Annotated in this window: 17 protein-coding genes, 1 tRNA gene and 1 pseudogene; 6 read left to right on the top strand and 13 right to left on the bottom strand. The window is 69.4% G+C overall.

Annotation, left to right across the window (positions count from 1 at the left end):
* Positions 1 to 174: 174 nt before the first annotated feature.
* Together GEV07_05210 and GEV07_05215 are read left to right on the top strand one after the other, a co-directional pair.
* Entirely contained in the window at positions 175 to 1,230 is a 1,056-nt protein-coding gene (locus GEV07_05210; GenBank protein ID MQA02135.1) for a helix-turn-helix domain-containing protein, read from the top strand.
* A complete protein-coding gene (locus tag GEV07_05215; GenBank protein MQA02136.1) occupies positions 1,125 to 3,908 on the top strand; it encodes a hypothetical protein in 2,784 nt (927 codons plus the stop codon). The genes GEV07_05210 and GEV07_05215 overlap by 106 nt, the downstream gene beginning before the upstream one ends.
* 4 nt (positions 3,909 to 3,912) lie before the next feature.
* Here the strand turns inward: GEV07_05215 and GEV07_05220 are convergent, their stop codons facing one another.
* From GEV07_05220 to GEV07_05235, 4 genes and pseudogenes are all read right to left on the bottom strand, one after another.
* The gene (locus GEV07_05220; GenBank protein MQA02137.1) at positions 3,913 to 4,554 is read right to left on the bottom strand and encodes an HAD-IA family hydrolase; all 642 of its coding nucleotides are present in this window, start codon (positions 4,552 to 4,554) and stop codon (positions 3,913 to 3,915) included.
* Positions 4,555 to 4,584: 30 nt separating this feature from the next.
* Positions 4,585 to 6,618 carry an ATP-binding cassette domain-containing protein gene (locus GEV07_05225; GenBank protein ID MQA02138.1) on the bottom strand — a complete coding sequence of 678 codons (2,034 nt, stop codon included), beginning with the start codon at positions 6,616 to 6,618 and terminating at the stop codon, positions 4,585 to 4,587.
* Positions 6,615 to 8,331 (bottom strand): annotated as a pseudogene (locus GEV07_05230) (ATP-binding cassette domain-containing protein). Before GEV07_05230 ends, GEV07_05225 begins: the two are co-directional and overlap by 4 nt.
* Positions 8,332 to 9,003: a TetR family transcriptional regulator gene (locus GEV07_05235; GenBank protein MQA02139.1), complete on the bottom strand. Its 672-nt coding sequence runs from the start codon at positions 9,001 to 9,003 to the stop codon at positions 8,332 to 8,334.
* 135 nt (positions 9,004 to 9,138) lie between these two features.
* On the opposite strand from GEV07_05235, the gene GEV07_05240 reads away from it, so the two are divergent.
* Together GEV07_05240 and GEV07_05245 are read left to right on the top strand one after the other, a co-directional pair.
* Positions 9,139 to 9,591 carry an NUDIX domain-containing protein gene (locus GEV07_05240; protein ID MQA02140.1) on the top strand — a complete coding sequence of 151 codons (453 nt, stop codon included), beginning with the start codon at positions 9,139 to 9,141 and terminating at the stop codon, positions 9,589 to 9,591.
* Between the two features lie 65 nt (positions 9,592 to 9,656).
* Positions 9,657 to 9,730 (top strand) — tRNA-Gly (locus GEV07_05245).
* Positions 9,731 to 9,832: 102 nt separating this feature from the next.
* Here GEV07_05245 and GEV07_05250 read toward each other — a convergent pair.
* The 9 genes from GEV07_05250 to GEV07_05290 form a co-directional block, all read right to left on the bottom strand.
* Positions 9,833 to 11,026 carry a tyrosine-type recombinase/integrase gene (locus tag GEV07_05250; GenBank protein ID MQA02141.1) on the bottom strand — a complete coding sequence of 398 codons (1,194 nt, stop codon included), beginning with the start codon at positions 11,024 to 11,026 and terminating at the stop codon, positions 9,833 to 9,835.
* Positions 11,026 to 11,238, bottom strand: a complete 213-nt coding sequence (locus GEV07_05255) for a helix-turn-helix domain-containing protein (GenBank protein ID MQA02142.1) — start codon at positions 11,236 to 11,238, stop codon at positions 11,026 to 11,028. The genes GEV07_05250 and GEV07_05255 overlap by 1 nt, the downstream gene beginning before the upstream one ends.
* A 20-nt stretch (positions 11,239 to 11,258) precedes the next feature.
* Positions 11,259 to 12,758, bottom strand: coding sequence for a replication initiation protein (locus GEV07_05260; GenBank protein MQA02143.1), 1,500 nt, complete (start codon positions 12,756 to 12,758; stop codon positions 11,259 to 11,261).
* Positions 12,759 to 12,778: 20 nt separating this feature from the next.
* Positions 12,779 to 13,000, bottom strand: coding sequence for a hypothetical protein (locus GEV07_05265; protein ID MQA02144.1), 222 nt, complete (start codon positions 12,998 to 13,000; stop codon positions 12,779 to 12,781).
* Positions 12,997 to 14,517, bottom strand: a complete 1,521-nt coding sequence (locus GEV07_05270) for a cell division protein FtsK (protein MQA02145.1) — start codon at positions 14,515 to 14,517, stop codon at positions 12,997 to 12,999. Before GEV07_05270 ends, GEV07_05265 begins: the two co-directional genes overlap by 4 nt.
* The gene (locus GEV07_05275; protein ID MQA02146.1) at positions 14,517 to 14,798 is read right to left on the bottom strand and encodes a hypothetical protein; all 282 of its coding nucleotides are present in this window, start codon (positions 14,796 to 14,798) and stop codon (positions 14,517 to 14,519) included. Before GEV07_05275 ends, GEV07_05270 begins: the two co-directional genes overlap by 1 nt.
* Positions 14,798 to 15,055: a hypothetical protein gene (locus GEV07_05280; GenBank protein MQA02147.1), complete on the bottom strand. Its 258-nt coding sequence runs from the start codon at positions 15,053 to 15,055 to the stop codon at positions 14,798 to 14,800. The genes GEV07_05275 and GEV07_05280 overlap by 1 nt, the downstream gene beginning before the upstream one ends.
* A gap of 82 nt (positions 15,056 to 15,137) precedes the next feature.
* Positions 15,138 to 15,404 carry a hypothetical protein gene (locus GEV07_05285; GenBank protein ID MQA02148.1) on the bottom strand — a complete coding sequence of 89 codons (267 nt, stop codon included), beginning with the start codon at positions 15,402 to 15,404 and terminating at the stop codon, positions 15,138 to 15,140.
* Positions 15,401 to 15,835 carry a plasmid replication, integration and excision activator gene (locus tag GEV07_05290; GenBank protein MQA02149.1) on the bottom strand — a complete coding sequence of 145 codons (435 nt, stop codon included), beginning with the start codon at positions 15,833 to 15,835 and terminating at the stop codon, positions 15,401 to 15,403. The genes GEV07_05285 and GEV07_05290 overlap by 4 nt, the downstream gene beginning before the upstream one ends.
* A gap of 161 nt (positions 15,836 to 15,996) precedes the next feature.
* Between GEV07_05290 and GEV07_05295 the strand changes: the two genes are divergently transcribed.
* Entirely contained in the window at positions 15,997 to 16,863 is an 867-nt protein-coding gene (locus GEV07_05295; protein MQA02150.1) for a sigma-70 family RNA polymerase sigma factor, read from the top strand.
* On the top strand, positions 16,860 to 17,792 hold the full coding sequence (locus GEV07_05300; protein MQA02151.1) for an NAD-dependent epimerase/dehydratase family protein: 933 nt from the start codon (positions 16,860 to 16,862) through the stop codon (positions 17,790 to 17,792). The genes GEV07_05295 and GEV07_05300 overlap by 4 nt, the downstream gene beginning before the upstream one ends.
* Positions 17,793 to 18,078: the final 286 nt, after the last annotated feature.

The following is an 18,078-nucleotide window of genomic DNA, read 5'->3' on the forward strand; positions in this document are numbered from 1 at the left end:
AACGGTTCACGTTTCCCCGGCCCGTCAGCCTGCTCGGTCGTACCTTTTTACGGTGCGGCCGAGTTGTTCGGTACCCGTCAGCAGCACCGAACGTGGCCGGCTGCGGACAACCGAGGGCGACAACCGGGGGCGGCGGCGGTGCGTCCCCGACAGGTCGTCCAGTCCGATGGTGGGATGGGTATGCCTCGTCCGGAACGCCCTGTCGAAGGTGCCGACGGCGTGGCCGAGCGGTTCGCCGTCGAGCTGCGCGCGCTGCGCCAGGACGCCGGCCTGCCCTACCGGAATCTCTCCGCCCGCACCGGCTACTCTCCGTCGACGCTGTCCGCCGCCGCGGCGGGACACCGGCTGCCCATCCTGGACGTGGCGGTCGCCTACGCCACCGCCTGCGGCGGTGACGAGCAGGAGTGGACGGCCAAGTGGCAGGCGGCCGCGCTGTCCGCCGCCACCGAACGGCTCGACGACGCGTCGGCCACCGCCGACCGCGCGCCCTACCGCGGGCTGACCAGCTTCACGACCGCGGACGCCGACCTGTACTTCGGCCGGGAGGACCTCGTCGCCGAGCTGGTGACGCGGGCGACCAGCCGTCCGGTGACCGTGGTGCTCGGCGCGTCCGGTGTCGGCAAGTCGTCGCTGCTTGCCGCGGGCGTGGTGCCCGCGCTGCCGCGGGACGTGCACGCCGTCGTCACCACCCCGTGCGGCCGGCTGCGGGAGAGGTTGGCCGAGGAGCTCACCGGTCACAGCACGTGCGTCCTCGTCGTCGACCAGCTCGAGGAGGTCTTCACGCACTACCCGGCCGAGGAGCGGGCCGCGCTCGTCGAAGGCCTGCTGGAGCTCGCGGACCGGTCGGACGGCCGGGTGCGGCTGCTGCTGAGCGTGCGCGCCGACTTCTACGGCCGGTGCGCGGAACACCCGCGGCTGGCCGCCGCACTGCGCAACGACCAGGTGCTCGTCGCGCCGATGACCGACGAGGAGCTGCAGGCCGCGGTCGCCGGGCCGGCAACGGCGGTGGGCCTGTCGGTGGAACGGGCGCTGCTCGCCGCCGTCGTCAGGGACGCCCGCGGCCAGGCCGGCTGCCGCTGCTCTCGCACGCAATGCTGGAGACCTGGCGCCGACGCAGGGGTGACGTGCTCACGCTGGCCGGCTTCACCGCGGCCGGCGGGCTCGGTGGTGCGGTGGTGCAGACGGCCGAGGCCGCGTACGCCGAGCTCGACCCGGCCGCGCAGCGGCTGACCGCGGAGCTGCTGCTCCGCCTGGTCACCGTCGACGAGGACACCACGGCGACGGGGCGCCGGGCGGAGCTGACCGAGCTGCTCGACCTGGACCCGGTGGCACAGACCGTCGTCGACCGGCTCGCCGAGGCCCGGCTGGTCACCGTCGACGAGGACACCGTGCAACTGGCGCACGAGTCGCTGGTCACCGCGTGGCCGCGGTTGCGCGCGTTGATCGACGACGACCGCGAGGCGTTGCGCAACCACCGCAAGATCACCGAGGCGGCACGGATCTGGGTGGAGACCGGGCGCGACGGCTCCACGCTCGCCGCCGGCAGCCGTCTTGCGCTGATGCAGGCACAGGTCGAGTCCGCACCGGCCACGCTACGGCTCACCACGGTCGAGCGGGAGTTCCTCGACCAGAGCGCGGCCGAGGAACGGCGGGTGCAGGCGGCGGCCGTCCGGCGGGCGAAGGGGCTGCGCGCGCTGACCGCGGCGGCCGTGGTCTGTGCTCTCGTCGCGGCCGTGCTTGCCGGGGTCGCCGGCCGGGCCCGCACCGACGCGCTGGCCGCGCGCGACACGGCGCTCTCGCAGCAGATGGCGCTGACTGCCGACGAGCTGCGCCAGACCGACCCCACCCTGGCCGGACAGCTGGCCGTCGCCGGCTACGGCATAGCGAAGACCAGGGATGCGCGGTCCTCGCTGCTGGAGTCGGCGACCGGGCCGACGGCGGCGAGGTACCTCGGCGGCCCAGGGCCGACGGCCATGGCCGCGGCCACCGACGGCGGCCTGGTCGCGGCCAGCGACGCGACCGACGGTTCGGTCCGGCTGTTGACCGAGGCGGACGGCAGGCTGGTGCGTACGGGCACCATCGCCGCCGGCGCACCAGGAGCGCTCGTCTACGCGCTGGCGCTGTCGCCCGACGACCGGCTGCTCGCCGTAGGTGACACGACGGCGACGATCGCGTTGTGGGACGTCACGAACCCGCGGTCACCGCGGCGGTTGGCCACCCTGCGCGGCGGTCCACAACACGCGATCGAGCGGCTCGCGTTCGCGCCGAGCGGGGACGAGCTCGCCGCCGCCGGCGGCAACGGCGTCTTCCGCTGGGACACCGCGGAACCGACGCAACCGCGGCGGCTCGCCCGGCTGCCGGCCACCGCGACCACCCGCACAGTCAGCTACGACGCCGGCGGCGACCGGCTGGCGTTCGGCACCGACAGCGGCGAGGTGCAGCTGTGGGACGTGGCGGACGACGAGCGCCGCACGGCCGTGCTTGCGGCCGGCGACCGCCCGGTGCCAGCGCTGGCGTTCGCCCCCGACGGCGGCACGCTCGTCACCGGCTCGCACGACCGCGCCGTGCGGGTGTACGACGTCACGCCACCACAGCGGCCGCGGCTGCGTACCGTCCTCGACGACCTGTTCGAGCTCTACGTCACCACGGTTGCGGTGAGCCCGGACGGGCAGTACCTGGCGGCAGGCAGCTCCGACTCCACCATGCGCGTGATCGACACGTCCACCTGGACGAGCGTGCAGACGCTGCCGCATCCGGACGTGGTCACCTGGGCCACGTTCACCGACGACGGACAGACCCTCGCGTCCGTGGCCACCGACGGGGCCGTGCGGCTGTGGGACCTGGCGACTGCGCTACCGCAGCACACCGAGGCACCGATCCTCGATCTCCCGTTCAGCGCCGACGGGCACCGGCTGGCGGCCTTCTCCGCCGGCCAGGCGACCGTGTGGGACACCACCCAAGCCATGCACCCGACACCGCTGGCCGAGAGCGTCACCGCACCCGACGATGCAGCGGCCTTCAGCGGTGCCGGCGACATCGCCGCCGACGGGGAGTTGGTTGCCGCCGGCAGCACACAGGGCGACGTGCACCTGTACGACCTCCGCGACCCGTTGGAGCCACGCCATGCCGCCACGCTCGGCGGCTCCGCCGCGGAGGTGTTCACCGTGGCGTTCAGCCCGGACGGCTCGCTGCTCGCCGCGGCCGGCCGCGACAACGCCGTGCGGCTGTGGGACGTCAGCTCGCCCGGCCGGCCACGACAGCTCGCCACCATGGGCGCACCGCGCGACGTGGTGCTCGACCTCGACTGGGCACCGGGCGGCCGCACCCTCGCGGCCGCGAGCGCCGACAGCAAGGTGTACCTCTACGACCTTGCCGAGCCGGCCCAACCCCGCCGTCGCGCAGTGCTCGACGGGCTGGACAGCTACGTCTACAGCGCCACGTTCAGCCCGGACGGCGACGTGCTCGCCATCGGCGGGGTGGACAGCACCGTGCTGCTGTGGGACGTGCACCGACCCGACCGGCCGCACCGCATCGGTGCACCGCTGAGCGGACCGTCAGGACGCATCTTCGAGCTCACCTTCCACCCGCGCGGCCACCTGCTCGCCGGGTCGGTCATCGACGGCACCACGTGGCTGTGGGACGTCTCGCAGCCACGCCGGGCGACGACGCAGGCGGTGCTGGCACCGACCGGCTCGCCGCAGAACGCGGCCACGTTCCGGCCCACGGGGGACGCACTGGTCGCCGGCGGCGGCGACCAGGTGATCCGCACCTGGCGCACGAACGAGGCCGCGGTGATCGAACGGATCTGCGCCCGCAGCGGCGACCGAATCACGAAGGGCGAGTGGCGTACGTACCTGCCCGACCTGCCGTACGACCCGCCCTGCCGGCGGGACGGCACCCCCGCGTAGGCGGTCAGGGCACGACGCCGAGCAGTTTCGGCAGCTCGCGCATGTCGTCGAAGACCACCGTGCCCAGGCCGCTCAGCCAGTCGGCTGGCGTGATCCCACCCGCATAGCCAAACGCGCGCATGCCCGCGGCGCGCGCGGCCTGCACGCCGTAGTGGCTGTCCTCCACCACGGCGCACCCGGCCGGCTCGACGCCCAGCTGGCCGGCGGCGTGCAGGAACAGGTCGGGTGCGGGCTTGCCGTGCTCGACCTCGGTGGCGCTGTAGATGCGGCCGGCGAACCGGTCGTACAGCCCGGTCAGCCCCAGCGTGCCGCGCATCTTCCTGTGGCTGCCGCTGGACGCGACGCAGGTCGCCACCCCGGCGTCGCGCAGGGCGTCGAGCACGTCGACGATGCCGTCGACCGCGGTCACCTCGGCCTCGATGGCGGCCGCGTAGCGGCCCTGGAAGTCGTCGACCCAGTCGGCAGGCAACGCGCCGCCGAGGTGTTCCTCGACCTCGCGCACCATCTGCTCGTGGGAGCGGCCGAGGAAGCGCCTGATGATCTCCTCCTCGGTCAGCGGCCAGCCGAGCTCGGCCAACACCTCGGCGTCCACGCGTACCGCGATCCGCTCGGTGTCGACGAGCACGCCGTCACAGTCGAAGACCACCAGCTCGGGACGCGCGTTCACCGGGCCACCCTATGAGCGCGCGGCGACCGCCTCCGGCTCGCCTCCCGGTTCGTCCAGCTCGACCGCCGACGACGCGAACTGTGCCTCGTAGAGCGCGGCGTACGCGCCACCGCTTTTCAGCAGCTCGGCGTGGGTGCCCTGCTCGACGATCTGGCCGTGCTCCATCACGAGGATGAGGTCGGCGTCCCTGATCGTCGACAGCCGGTGCGCGATGACGAAGCTCGTACGGTCGGACCGCAACGCCGCCATGGCGTGCTGCACCAACAGCTCGGTGCGGGTGTCGACCGACGAGGTCGCCTCGTCGAGGATCAGCAGCGCCGGCTCGGCGAGGAACGCGCGGGCGATGGTCAGCAGCTGCTTCTCGCCCGCGCTGACGTTGCTGCCCTCCTCGTCGATCACCGTGTCGTAACCGTCCGGCAGGCTGCGAACGAATCGGTCGACGTACGTCGCCTCCGCCGCACGCACGATCTCGTCCTCGGTGGCGTCCGGCCGGCCGTACGCGATGTTGTCCCTGATCGTGCCGCCGAACAGCCAGGCGTCCTGCAGCACCATGCCGATCTTCGACCGCAGGTCGGCGCGGGTCATGTGCGCGATGTCCACGCCGTCCAGGGTGATCCGCCCGGCGTTCAGCTCGTAGAACCGCATCACCAGGTTGACCAGCGTGGTCTTGCCCGCTCCCGTCGGGCCGACGATGGCGACGGTGTGCCCGGGCGCCGCCGTCAGCGACAGGTCCTCGATCAGCGGGGTCTCGGGGTCGTAGCTGAACGAGACGTGCTCGAAGTCGACCTGGCCGCGCGGTGCACTCACCGGCGTCGCGTCCTCCCGGTCGGCCACCTGCTCGTCCTCGTCGAGCAGCTCGAACACCCGCTCCGCCGACGCCACCCCGGACTGCAGCAGGTTCGCCATCGACGCGACCTGGGTCAGCGGCTGGGTGAACTGCCGCGAGTACTGGATGAACGCCTGCACGTCACCGAGCGACATGGTGCCGGACGCGACCCGCAGCCCACCGACGACCGCGATGGCGACGTAGGTGAGGTTCCCGATGAACATCATCGACGGCATGATGATGCCGGAGATGAACTGAGCGCCGAACGACGTCTGGAACAGCTCGTCGTTCTTCTCCTTGAACGTCTGCTCGATGTCGCGCTGGCGACCGAACACCTTCACCAGTGCATGGCCGGTGTAGGCCTCCTCGATCTGGCCGTTCAGCTCGCCGGTGTGCCGCCACTGGGCGACGAACTTCTGCTGCGACCGCTTGGCGATCTGCGTGGTCAGCACCACGGACAACGGCACCGCGATCAACGCGACGATGGCAAGCAGCGGCGAGATGATGACCATCATGGTCAGCACGCCGACGACGGTGAGCAGCGAGAACAGCAGCTGACTCATGGTCTGCTGCAAGCTCTGGCTGACGTTGTCGATGTCGTTGGTGACCCGGCTGAGCACCTCGCCGCGGGTCTGCTTGTCGAAGTACCGCAGCGGCAGCCGGTGCAGCTTGTCCTCGACGTCGGAGCGCAGCTTGTAGATCGCCCGCTGCACGATGCTGTTCAGCAGGTACGCCTGCAGCCAGCTGAACACCGACGCCGCCACGTACACGACGACCGCCCCGAGCAGGATCAGCCCCAGCTTCTCGAAGTCGATACCCTGCCCCGGCACGACGTCCATGCCGGAGAGCAGGTCGGCGAAGCCGTCCTCGCCGCGCTGCCGTGCCGCCTCGATCGCCTGCGCCTTGGTGAGGCCGTCGGGCAACCGCTTGCCGATGACGCCGGTGAAGAGTACGTCGGTGGCTAGGCCGAGCACCTTCGGCCCCAGCACGGACAGCGCGACGCTGACGACGGCCAGGGCGATGACGACCCCCACCATCAGCTTTTCCGGCGCGAGCCGGCCGAGCAGCCGCTTGGCCGAGGGCCAGAAGTTCATCGGCTTCTCGGCCGGCATCCCCAGGCCGCCACCGCCGGGGCCACCACCGAACCCGGCGCCCTTCGGCCGGCTGGAGTCGCGCGCCGGAGCCTTCGGCCGCTCGCCGTCCGACGCGGCGGTCATGCGGCCCTCTCGGTGAGCTGGGACGAGACGATCTCCTCGTACGTCGGGCACGACGCCACGAGCTCGTCGTGCGTGCCGTGCCCGACGATCCGGCCGTTCTCGAGCACGATGATCTGGTCGGCGTCGATGATGGTGGACACCCGCTGGGCGACGATGACGACCGTCGCGTCCCTCGTAAGGGGCCGCAGCGCGGCCCGCAGCCTGGCGTCGGTCGCCAGGTCGAGCGCGGAGAACGAGTCGTCGAACAGGTAGATGTTCGGCCGGGCCACGAGCGCCCGCGCGATCGCCAACCGCTGGCGTTGCCCGCCGGAGACGTTGGTGCCGCCCTGTGCGATCTCCGCGTCCAGCCCGTCCGGCATCGCCTCCACGAAGTCACGTGCCTGCGCGACCTGCAGCGCCGCCCACAGCTCCTCGTCGGTCGCCTGCGTGTTGCCGTAGCGGAGGTTCGACGCCACCGTCCCGGAGAACAGGTACGGGCGTTGCGGCACCAGCCCGATCCGCTCCCACAGCCGGTCCGGCTCCATGTCGCGTACGTCGATGCCGTCGACCCGTACCTCACCTGCGGTCGCGTCGAACAGCCGCGGCGCGAGGGACACCAGCGTCGTCTTGCCGGCACCCGTGCTGCCGATGATCGCGACGGTCTGGCCCGGAAGTCGATGTCGGTGAGCACCGGGGCGTCGGCGCCCGGGTAGTGGAAGCCGACGCCGTGGAACTCCAGCTCGCCCCGCCGCGGCACGTCCGCGGCCGGCCGGGCCGGCGGCTCCACCGACGGCTCGGTGTCGAGCACCTCCACGATCCGCTCCGCCGACACCGCGGCGCGTGGCACCATCACGAACATGAAGGTCGCCATCATCACGGACATGAGGATCTGCAGCAGGTAGTTCAGGAACGCGATGAGCGACCCGATCTCCACCTCGCCCGCGTCGACGCGGTGCCCGCCGAACCAGAGCACGGCCACGCTGGAGCCGTTGAGCACCAGCATCACCGTCGGGAACATCAGCGCGAACAACCGGCCGGCCCGTAGCGCGGTGTCGGTGAGCCGCTCGTTCGCGGTCTCGAACCGGTCCGTCTCGTACGGCTCGCGCACGAACGCCCGCACCACCCTGATGCCGGTGATCTGCTCGCGCAGCACCCGGTTCACGTCGTCGATGCGTTCCTGCATCCGGCGGAACTGCGGCACCATCCGCACCACGATCTGCGAGATGGCGATGAGCAGAAGGGGTACGCAGACGAGCAGCAGCCAGGAGAGCCCGAAGTCCTCCTGCAGCGCCATGACGATGCCACCGACGCACATGATCGGCGCCATCACCGCCATGGTGCAGCTCATCATCGCGAGCATCTGCACCTGTTGCACGTCGTTGGTCGTGCGGATGATCAGCGACGGTGCACCGAAATGCGAGACCTCACGGCTGGAGAACTCGCCGACCCGGTGGAAGACGGCAGACCGCACGTCCCTGCCCAGGCCCATGGCCGTGCGCGCACCGAGGTAGACCGCGCCGATGCTGCACACGATCTGGCCCAGGCTGACGGCCAGCATGTAGCCGCCGGTCGTCAGGATGTAGTTGGTGTCACCGCGGCGCCGCGGTCGATGATGTCGGCGTTCAGGCTGGGTAGGTACAGCGACGCGATCGTCCCGATCAACTGGAGCACGACGACGCCGAGCAGGAGCAGCCGATACGGCCGCAGATGGATACGCAGCAGGCGAATCAGCACTCACGAACCCCCGTCCGGTCGAATGTCGGGTCGGTCGCCGCCCCGCGTCTGGCGGCCGACGACCCCGTAGAGCACTACCTCGACGATGTCCCTGGTAGTCAGTGGTTCCTCGTTCTCCGCGCCCGGCCGGAAGTGGTGCAGTGACGCGATGAGCATGGTGTGCAGCATCCGGGTCGCCTGCTCCGGCGTGACACTGAGACGTTCCCTGTCCGGCTCGAACAGCGCCGCGAGGGCGGCCATCACCGGCTCCCAGCGCCGCTTGTTGACGGCCTTCGTCATCGCCTCTTCGCCCTCGACGGTGCGCAGCTCCACGATCAGCCGCCAGGTGCTCTCCATGCCGGCGTGGAGCAGGTCCACCGCCTCGGTGAGGCGGTCCTCCAACGGCGCGGACCGGTCGATCGCGGCGAGCCTGCGCAGGCCGGGCTCCGGGTCGAGCACCGCTTCCACCGCTGCGTTGACGAGCGTCCGCTTGTCCGGGAAGGCCCGGAACAGCGTGCCCTCGGCGACCCCCGCGGCAGCGGCGATCTGTCGAGTACTCACCGACAGCCCCCGCTCCCGGACGAGCGGCACGGTGGCGGCGACTATCGCCGCACGGCGCTCGTCGGGCGGCAGCGGGGTGGCGCGGACGTTTCTGCTGGACACGTGTGCCAAATTAACTGAGTGAGTACTCACTCACAAAATATTTTCTGCCCTTCCGTGCCGGCAAGAGTACGCAGGTGACGGCGTCCCCACGGGGTGAGTCCGCAGTGAGCGAACGCAGCGGTACGGGACGCTACTCATTCGGGCCGCAGCGGTAGGGTCGACGCGATGAGCACACGGACCCGCCACCGCGTCACCGGCAGGTTGCTCCCCATCGACCCCGGCGGCCGGGTGCTGCTCCTGCACGGCTACGACCCGTCACGGCGCGACCAGCCGTTCTGGTTCACCGTAGGCGGCGCGATCGACGACGGCGAGAGCACGGCCCAGGCGGCGGCCCGCGAGGCGTACGAGGAGACCGGCCTGTCCGTGACCGCGGCCGACCTGGTCGGACCGGTCTGGAGCGCGACCACCAGCTTCCAGTTCGACGGGCGTTCGTTCGTCCAGGAGCAGGACTTCTACCTCGTCCACGTACAGCCGTTCGAGATCACCCTGGACGGCATGGAGGAGTACGAACGCGGCACGGTCGACGGCCACGGCTGGTGGACACCGGCGGAGCTCACCGCCACCCAGGAGCGCTACTACCCCGTTGACCTGCCCACTCGGCTCCGCGACGCGTTCTAGCCCGGCCGCCACCCGGAGGCAGCGCGTCGGCCGCTACACTTGCTTTCGCATGCCGATGGCAGCGCGCGGGTGTAGTTCAATGGTAGAACATTAGCTTCCCAAGCTAACAACGCGGGTTCGATTCCCGTCACCCGCTCCACACCCTGAAACCCTTACACAGCAACGGAAACAAGCGCCTCCCTGGTACCGGCGGAAGGCGCCCGATCCCCTCTCGAACCCTGTTCGTGCTATTGGCGTGCTATTAGCGCCGCGCAGCCGGCACCCCAGCACTCCCCTCCCCGTCGTCGTCATCATCAGCCGGCCCGTCTCCTGGGGTCGGGCGTTCGCCGCGTAGCTGAGCGTCGAGAACATCCGCGATGAGACGATCCGCCTTCGCCGTCGTGTGCTGGTAGATCAGCGCGGCTCGCTCGCTGTCGTGGCCCATGCGCGCCATCAGGTTCTTCGTACTCACACCCGAGTCCGCCGCCAGCGTGTTGCCCGTGTGTCGCAGATCGTGAAAGTGCAAGCCGGGCACCCCCACCCTGGCCACCGCATCGCGCCACCGGACAAGCTGGTTGAAGTTCCCACGCCGCAGCGCCGCCCCTTTGGCGCCGGTGAAGAGAAGGGCGTCGGCGGACCGACCCACGTACTTCTTGAGATGTTCCCGCAGGTCAACGAGGACACTCGCCGGTAGTGCGACCTTCCTGACCCCGGCTTTCGACTTGGGTGGCCCCACGACGAGTCCTTGCCCGGCGATCTCCGAGTACGCCCGCCGGACGTGCACCGTCCCACCATCGACATCGAGGTCAGCTCGTCGCAGGGCAGCTGCCTCACCGAACCGCAGGCTCGCGAACGTCGCGACAAGGATCAGCGCACGTAGCCGCAGCGGCATCTCGTCAGCGAGTGCATAAACCTGTGACACCGTGAGCACTGGCCGCTCAGGCGGCGTCTCGGTGCCGGCGCCGCGAATCCGACAGGGGTTACGCGGGATCAGCTCGTCCTCGTCGACCGCCGTCATCATGATGGCACGCAGCAACCGGTATGCCTTCGCCACCATCGTTGCCGAAACACCACGCTGAAGGAGCGTGGCACGCCACCGCCGCACTGAGCCCGCATCCAGATCAACGAGATTCACCCCGTCGAACGTAGGCAGTAGGTAGGCGTTCAACAGCCACCGGTACAGGTACGCCGTGCGTAGCCGGAGCCCTGGTCGTTGTTCGATCCACTCTTTCGCATACGGCCCGAACGGCACCTCGCCCCTCTGTGCTACGGGAACATCACCACGCAGCAACTCAGCCTCACGCAACGTCAGCCAGCCGTTTGCTTCCTTCTTGGAGTTGAAGGTCCGGGGTGCCGTCACCCGGATTCCGTCACGACCTATGTAGCTGGCCTGGTGCCGCCCGGACGGGAGCTTCCGTACCCAGCCGAACTGGCGCCGGCCCTTCTTGTTCGGCATCAGGCAGCCACCACCCGTCCGGACTTGTCCCGGGCGATGGGCATCACCGTGTTCGCCTCGCGGTACTCGCGGATAGCCGACTCGGGGATGCGCACGTGGCGCCCAGTGCGGACGAACCGGATTCGCCGTTCGGCGATGAGCCGGCGGGGGAACCGCTCGTTCTTCGCCCCGAGCAGAGGCGCTGCCTCGCGGACCGTCAGTAGCCTGTCCATCTGGTCGTTGCCTCCCCTCGTCATGCCGCCGCCGTGGCGGGATCGTCGGTTGCCGAAAGTTCTGCGAGCATCGGTCCGGCGCGTTCTTTGGCCTGCTCGTACTGGGTTCGCCATCGCTGCCGTTCGCGGAGTGCGGCGAGCAAGACGTGCCGGTACTCCGGTAGCTCGTCCTCGTCGGCGTGCACGGGCGTCCACACGTAGCGGGGCCGGCCGTCGTCGGTGGTGATCTTGGTGGAGTAGCGGTCGATGTCGGGGGCGTGGATGCCGGCTTCCTCGAGCACCGCCCGGACCACGGCTGCCCGGTCGGCACGGTGGTCGGTGAGGGTCTTTCCGGTCCACTGCCGTGACACCAGGACCCGCCGGCCGCCGCAGCCGACCGTTTCCCGGCGGTGTGCTTTCCCTCGGCATAGTCCCGGCTGGAGTTCGGGGCGGGCGTTCTTGGGTTGGATGCCGTAGCGCAGCCAGTTCGCACACGTCGGGGAGCACGGCAACCACCGCGTCTGCTCCCACAACCGATCTACGTGCGCCGCGCGCCGAGCTGTCATTTCTTCGGCGTCGTAGGTGTCGGTGATCGATTTGGTGAGGTACTTGCACAGGTACCCGATCCGCCGGTCCGCCTGGTCAGTGCCGGCGAGGATGCCCTGCAGGTCGGTCTGTTCCCCGAACCGGACCACGTGCGCGGGCTCGGCGTCCGGGTCGGCGTCGAGGCGGTCGAGTGCCTGCTCCCAGGTCGGCAGCAGCTCGCCGGTGTGGGGGTCGATGTACCCGCCGATGTCTGGGTCCCAGGTGGGCAGCTCGTCCACGTACACCGGCTGGTCGAAGGTCGGCCACCACACCTGGTGATACGTGCCCGCGACGACCTGCTTGAGCAGCTGTCGAGGGATCGCGCCCCGGATCGCGGCGTGCAAGTGGGGCGCGAGGCGCCGTTGCGGTTCGACGACGGCGAAGTACTGAACCTTCCATCCGATGGCGCGGCGGAGGTTCTGCCAGAGCCGGTCGACCAGCTTTGGGAAGTGCATCGCGTCCAGCGCCGCGCGCCGGTAGTCGTAGGCCTCCGGGTCGACCGGGGTGCCGTCCTCGCGGACCCGGCCGTAGGAGCCGAGGGTGAAGGTGCCGAACATGCTTGGCCGGTACTGCCGGTCCTCGGTGCCGAACGTCGGCCCGATCGTGTGCGAGGCCACCTCGTGGCGAGGCAGATCCGGGGCGTCCTGCCGCCGACGTGTCGACCGCACCCGCCGCGACGTATCCCCCGACTCCTCGTCCAGGTCGTCCTCCTCACCGCCGTCGCCCTGGCCGTCGGTGACGGGTTCAACGTCGAGGTGCCAGCCTTCGCGGCATTGCTGCATCCGCAGGCGCCGGTTCTTGTCCGCGCACGATGGGCATCGGGTCTCGCGGGTGGACCCGCATGGGATGGGCACCAGCCGCGATGTGTTCTCTTGGGTGTCGTGCAGCCGGGTGATGACCGGTTTGACGCAGACTCCCTCGGTTTCCGCGGTGGACCGGATCACCTCCAGCGGGATGTCCGCCGCCTTCGTAGGCGTCACAGGGCATCACCCCCGGCGTCCGGCCATGGGTCGGCGCCACCGAGCCCGCAGCGGTGTTCCTGCGAGGTGTAGTAGACGTGTTCGGCGTAGCCGTCGGGGTCACAGTGCGGGCAGGGCCCGAGGCCGTCGAGGTACCCGAAGTCCAGGCACACCCCACAGCCGAACTCGATGGCGACGGTCTCGCGGGTCTCAGTGATCCAGCTCGTGAGTGTGCTCATCGGTGGGTCTCCTCGATCGGATCGGCCGGGTACGGGTCCACCGGCAGGGACTGTGGCCGGTGGGCGTGGGTCAGGTGGGCGATCTCCTCGTCGTCGACGTAGGCGAACCGCACCCGCACCGGCTCACGCGACTCGTCCACGGCGACGAACCCGACACCAGAGGTTTGCTCGTCGATCTGGTCGCAACGGGCGCCGTTCTTCCTCGCGGTGGTGCCGAGGATCAGGTCGGTCTCGTCTTCCTCGCCGAGGGCGAGGCCGATGCGGGTGGGGAACAGGCCCCGGTTGTTCGCGACCTCCTTCCGCGCGTCCTGCAACGCGGCGACCACGGAGATCCCGCACGCGCGGCCCTGGGAGAGCAGCAGGTTCAACGCGTCCTCGATCCGGGCCTTAACCTTCCGGTCAGGCACGTAGGAGGTGAGCGCGGCGAGCTCGTCGATCAGCACGACGACGTGCGGGTCACCCGGCCTCGCCTTGTGGGTGCGGAAGATGCCCCGCAGCTCCTGTTGCCGTTGCCGCATCCGGTCGACGAGGGATTCGAGGAACTCGGCGTATTCGGTTTGGAACGCCAGCCGCTGCCCGTCATCGGTGCTGGTGCGGTCGCCGTAGCAGTAGCGGGCGAACAGGGCCTGCCCGGCGGCGAGTTCCATGCCGCCCTTCGGGTCGATCACCCACAGCTCCACCGACCCGTCCCGGACCGCCGGGCCGAGGGCGCGGATCAGCGACCACAACACGCTGCCCTTGCCGGCGCCGGTCTTCCCCGCGATCAGCACGTGCGTGCCCAGCAGTCGAAGCGTCCAGGTCAGCCCGTCCTCACGCAGCGCCAGCGGCAGCCGCTTCAGGTTCGGTCGATCATCGACCGGGAACAGCGGCACCAACTCGGCCAGCGGATCGCGGATGAGGAACCACAGGTCCAGCACCCGTGCCCGCAACCGCCGCCGGATGAGCTGCCGGCCGGCGATCGTCAGGCCCGGCCAGCACAGGCGCCGGACCCGGCAGTCCACCGCACCGGTGCTCTCGGCGAACCGGTCGGTGTTCTCGGCGAAGTCCGCGAGCGTCTGGCCGCGTAGGGTCTTCACCCGCACCCGGTCCACCGTGCTCGTCGAGCGGGTGCGAAGCAGCCGCGGTACGCGATGGTTCGAGCGGACCTTCTTCGACAGCTTGCACACGGCCATCAGCTCGCCCCAGCCGCGCGCGTACTTGACCAGGCCGCGAATCCAGCCCCGGACCGGCCAGTACACGCACACGCGGAACGACCGGCGATGCAGCAGCGCCCACGCCACCAGCACAACCACAACGCCGGCGCCGGTGCCGGACAGGCCGTAGCCGCCGAGGCCGTCATACAGCCGGAACGCGACCACCGTCAGGCCGCCGGCGAGCCACAGCGGCCATTGCCGGACCAGGAACCACACGACCCGCCAGCCGAACGCCAGGACGAGCAATGCGACGGCGGTGCTGACCGGCAGCTTGACTGTCGCCGAGGAGACACCCGGCGCGGCCTTCTCCACCCAGCCCGCCATCACAGGTCACCGCCACGGCCGAGCTGACGACGAGCCGCCTCAGGAAACGTCGCCCCGACCGGGCGGGCCGTCACCCGCTCCCACACCGGCTGCCGACGGACACGCGGACGCGGCTGTGAGGCGAGCACCTCGACCTGGACCGGGTGGGGGTCGGGCTCGTCCTTAACCCGGAAGTACGCCACCACCGGGCCGCGAGTGAAGAACACGACCATGGCGCCGGTGACGACGCCGGCCAGGAACGCGACGATTAGGCCGAACAGGTTCACGCCGAGCACAGTCATCACGCCTCCCTCCGCTTCGCCGGCGAGGCCTTCCTCGCAGTTGTGGTCTTGCTGGTCTTGCGCCGCGAGCGTGGCGGGGTGGGCGCGCAGGTGGCGCAGAGCTTCCCCGGCTCGCTCACAGAGCCGCCGTTACACAGCCCGCAGGGGTAGACCCAGCGGGTGAGGTCGAGGCCGAGCGCCCTTGCGGTGGCGTCGGCGCGGTAGGTGAACATCGCCGTCTGACCGCACGGGATGTCGGGGTTACTACGCTTGGACATGCCAATCACGCCTTCACAGGTGGGTTTGGAAGGCGCGGCAGCGGCGAGAGCCTCCAACTCCGTCACCGCTGCCGCGCCGGCTCTAAGAAGCCACCAGGTCCGGTAGCTCGGATTGCTGCTTGGCCCGGGTGGCCCGGTTGATGGCGCCGGCCAGGCCCGTGCGGGCCTCAGCGACCATCGACGCCAAGTCGTTCAGCGCCTGCTCGTCACGGACCATCAGCGTCACACCGCCGAAGTCCGAGCCGACCTGCAACGCCACGAACGGGGCACCATTGCCGTCGGCGTCGAACGTGGTCACCTGCCGGGGCTCACCGGCAGCCACGTGCACGTTGATGCTCACGTGTGTCATGCCGCCTGCTCCTTACCCGCCGCAGACGAGCTGGCCGCCTTCGCGCCGTTCGCCTTCGCCGCACCGGTCGGGGCCTGCATGCCCGTGGCGTTGAACGAGTACGCCAGGCGCTTCGACCCGTCATCGACGTACGGGGTGACCGTGAGGCCGGTGAACTCCACCGGCCGGAACGGCAACCCAGCCACCGTGTCCGGCGGCACCGGCTGCACCCTCGAGGCGACCTTCACCTTGAACTCGCCCTTACGCACGCTCGGGTCCGCGTCCATGCAGCGGACCTCCCACAACGGCAGACCGGTCACCTTGTCGTCCTTCTGTTTGTCGCCCTTCGCGTCGTAGTCCCGCACCCGCATCACCTCACCCACGACGAACGCGCCGTGCGGGAACGCCTGCCCGAACTCGACCGGGAACCGGAACCCTCCATCGATCGCCATCCGTAGCGCCTCCTTAGTCCGCGTGCCTTCTTACGAGCTAGTGTGTAAGAGGTCTTACGCACGACTGTAAGGGCCCTTACGTCAGACGTCAAGAGGCCGCGCGTAAGTCGCGTAAGACGGGTTTACTACCATCAGAAGAGACCCACACAGGGAGCGAGATCATGGATGACGTCGCACGGGTGCGTGACACGTCAGATCCACTGGCGCGTGTACGACTCGCCACAGAGGCTGTCTCGGCATACCAGGAGGCCATCAACGAGTTGGGCCAAATCCGCCGAGACGCAGTCGAAGAACTACGAAGCCAAGGACTAACCCTTACCCAGATAGCCGAGCGTGCGGGTGTGAGCCGCGCGCGCCTCTCCCAGCTTGGCACGGCCCGCCCCAAGCCGGAACGTGCGCTACTTAGCACCGGCGACTCGGTCACGATCGCAGTCCCCGTGGAGGCTGCTGCCTACCCCCAGGGAGACGCCGGGCGACCCGTCATCCATCGCGAGGATGCCGAGTTCGTAGAACGCATCTCCCAGCTCGCCAAGTCCTATGGACTGTCATCGACCACCGAGTACGTCGGTCCATCCGACTTCATCGACATGAACCGTGAAGGCTTGGTCGTTACCTGCGGACCACGTCAGTCACCGTGGCTCGAACAGGTCCTATCCGCCGACCCCAACTACGGATTCGAACATGACCAGCACGGGTGGTACCTCGAAGACAAGGTCACCGGGACCCGGCACCGTTCACCTCAAGACCGTGACGAGTCCGGCGACTACGCCTACCTTGGCGTGCTACCCCGGCCCGATGGCCAGGGTGGTTGGCTCTACGCGGCCGGAATACACGCTGCGGGATCCCGCGGTGCGGCCCTCTACCTCGCCGAGAACATCAAGGAGCTCTACACCGAGGTGCGTGGCGCGCTGTGGTCCTGTCTGGTGCGTTGTGAGTACGAGCCGGACAGCCGCGAGCTGTTGCGTGCCGACCTCGTAGAGCCCGTGAAGCGACGGGGACGGCTCAAGCAGCGAAAGACGACCCGATGAAGACCCTCATTACCGGAGGCCGTGGTTTCCTCGCTCGGGTCGTAGCGACCTACCTCCGTAATCACGGTCACGACGTCTGGCTCCTTTCACGTAGTGCCGCGCCGGGCGTTCCCGAGCACGTCCGCCTCCTCCAAGCGGATCTTCGTAACCGTCAATCAGTCCGAGCCGTCATATCTGAACCGTTCGATGCGGTTGTCCACCTCGCCGGACTGGGCGTCGTCAGGGACTCGATCGCCGACCCGATGACCTACTTCGACGTAAACACCGCCGGCACCATCAACCTCCTGCTCGCCATCCAGGGCGCCGCACCCGACCGGTGCCCCGCCTTCCTGTTTGCGTCCACCCAGACCGTCTACGGCACCCAGCATCAGACCGCTATGCCCGAAGAGCTACCCCCTGCCCCGGAGCATCCCTACGCGATGTCCAAGCTCGCCGCTGAACAGGTCGTCGCCGCCCAAGCCGCAACCGGCGCCCTTCGAGCTACCACCCTGCGTCTCGTGAACCTCGCCGGTGCGCTCGACGACTATGGGGACGACAACACCCGTGGCGTCATCCCGAAGACCCTCCACGCTGCCGCTTCCTCAGCAACCTTCACTGTCAACGGCGACGGCTCGACCGTACGCGATTTCGTCCACGTCACCGACGTTGCCAATGCGATTGCCCTCGCCATCGACACAGCGAAACCCGGCGAACACGCCATCTACAACATTGGGTCCGGCAAGGGTTCGTCTGTCGCCGAGATCATCCGCACGGTCGAGGCGGTCACTGGCCGTTCCGTCCCCGTCGAGCACCTACCCGCCGTTCCAGAACCGCCCTGCCTCGTGGTCGACAACCAACGCGCACGAGCACTACTCGGTTGGCACCCGACCCGATCCACGCTCGACACCGTTGTCCGCGACGCCTGGCACGCCATGAACCTCACGGCCTGACGTGTCTTGACCTGTGCCAGTTGATCCGCGACGTGTCTTGACGTGACGTGTCTGCCTTGCCGGATTGACCTCTTTAGGATCAAGAGCGCGCCTGCGGCGCGCTGGCCGCGCCGCCGCTACGGGCGGCCTGGGGGCCGTCCTCGGACGGCGCGGCCAGCCGCACGGCGCTACTCAGACGCATCACGGCAAACCACAGCGGACCAGTCGGCACGAAACGCCGGCCACCAGAGGCCACACAACCACGTCTCACGGCACATACAGGTTGTCTCCCTCACCCGATGCCTAG

This window comes from Streptosporangiales bacterium, from assembly GCA_009379825.1.
Taxonomy (GTDB): domain Bacteria; phylum Actinomycetota; class Actinomycetes; order Streptosporangiales; family WHST01; genus WHST01.

Bases quoted from the DNA above. Each gene is read 5' to 3' on its own strand.
- GEV07_05210 (MQA02135.1), top strand. From the start codon at position 175: ATGGGTATGCCTCGTCCGGAACGCCCTGTCGAAGGTGCCGACGGCGTG.
- GEV07_05225 (MQA02138.1), bottom strand. From the start codon at position 6,618: ATGACCGCCGCGTCGGACGGCGAGCGGCCGAAGGCTCCGGCGCGCGAC.
- GEV07_05240 (MQA02140.1), top strand. From the start codon at position 9,139: ATGAGCACACGGACCCGCCACCGCGTCACCGGCAGGTTGCTCCCCATC.
- GEV07_05250 (MQA02141.1), bottom strand. From the start codon at position 11,026: ATGCCGAACAAGAAGGGCCGGCGCCAGTTCGGCTGGGTACGGAAGCTC.
- GEV07_05255 (MQA02142.1), bottom strand. From the start codon at position 11,238: ATGGACAGGCTACTGACGGTCCGCGAGGCAGCGCCTCTGCTCGGGGCG.
- GEV07_05265 (MQA02144.1), bottom strand. From the start codon at position 13,000: ATGAGCACACTCACGAGCTGGATCACTGAGACCCGCGAGACCGTCGCC.
- GEV07_05270 (MQA02145.1), bottom strand. From the start codon at position 14,517: ATGGCGGGCTGGGTGGAGAAGGCCGCGCCGGGTGTCTCCTCGGCGACA.
- GEV07_05275 (MQA02146.1), bottom strand. From the start codon at position 14,798: ATGACTGTGCTCGGCGTGAACCTGTTCGGCCTAATCGTCGCGTTCCTG.
- GEV07_05280 (MQA02147.1), bottom strand. From the start codon at position 15,055: ATGTCCAAGCGTAGTAACCCCGACATCCCGTGCGGTCAGACGGCGATG.
- GEV07_05285 (MQA02148.1), bottom strand. From the start codon at position 15,404: ATGACACACGTGAGCATCAACGTGCACGTGGCTGCCGGTGAGCCCCGG.
- GEV07_05290 (MQA02149.1), bottom strand. From the start codon at position 15,835: ATGGCGATCGATGGAGGGTTCCGGTTCCCGGTCGAGTTCGGGCAGGCG.
- GEV07_05295 (MQA02150.1), top strand. From the start codon at position 15,997: ATGGATGACGTCGCACGGGTGCGTGACACGTCAGATCCACTGGCGCGT.
- GEV07_05300 (MQA02151.1), top strand. From the start codon at position 16,860: ATGAAGACCCTCATTACCGGAGGCCGTGGTTTCCTCGCTCGGGTCGTA.